The sequence below is a fragment of the Mycobacterium persicum genome (assembly GCF_002086675.1).
GTDB classification, from domain to species: domain Bacteria; phylum Actinomycetota; class Actinomycetes; order Mycobacteriales; family Mycobacteriaceae; genus Mycobacterium; species Mycobacterium persicum.
Window position 1 is genome coordinate 1 of sequence record NZ_MVIF01000272.1, and the last position, 834, is coordinate 834.

At 75.7% G+C, this 834-nt stretch carries 1 pseudogene; it reads right to left on the reverse strand.

What is annotated here, in order from left to right:
* Positions 1–834: pseudogene (locus BST40_RS30480) on the reverse strand (PE family protein); the annotation flags it as partial.

Consider the following 834-nt stretch of genomic DNA (forward strand, 5'->3'; position numbering starts at 1 on the left):
CGCCGACACCAAGCGCGTTGGCGCCGTCACCACCGTCGCCGCCGACTCCGCCTGCGAGGGTGAATGGATCATCGCGTTGGAAAGCCAACGCAGTGGCCGAGTCACCGCCGGTGCCGCCGGCCCCGCCCGCAGCGCCCGCGCCGCCGGTGCCACCCACACCTCCGGCGCCACCGGCACCGCCGTTGCCGTACAGCAGACCGCCGGAGCCGCCGGCGCCGCCGGTCCCGCCGGTGCTCCCGGCACCGCCGGATAACGCGCTGCTTGCCCCGTCGCCGCCGTTACCGCCAGCGCCGCTGCCGGCAAAACCATTCGGGAGTTTGCCGCCGACCAGGGTGGCCGCTCCGCCGTTGCCACCGTTACCGCCGGCGCTGCCGGGCGCGACGCCGTTGCTGCCGGCACCACCCAGGCCGCCCGCGGCGAAGACGTTGCCGTCGCCGCCTTGGATCGTCGCGTTGCCGCCGTTGCCGCCGTTGCCACCAGCCCCGCCGGCAGCCGCGATACCCGCGTCTCCGCCGGCGCCGCCGAAGGCCCTCCCGACAAAGTCAGAGTTGCTTGTGGCGCTGGCGCCGTTGCCGCCGGAACCGCCGGTGGGCGTGGCTGCCGTGCCCGGGAAGCCGGTGCCACCGGCCTGCCCGGTTTGAGTGCCAGGGCCGAATACATTGGCTGGCGTCACCCCTGCCGTGGCCGCGGGTCCGGGCGTGGGGTTGACCGCGTCGAGCCCGGCCGCGCCGACGCCACCCTGGCCGCCCGCCCCACCATCGCCGACCAGACCGGCGTTGCCACCGATACCGCCGGTTCCCCCCATGCCGCCGTTAAGGCCCGCCACACCAACGC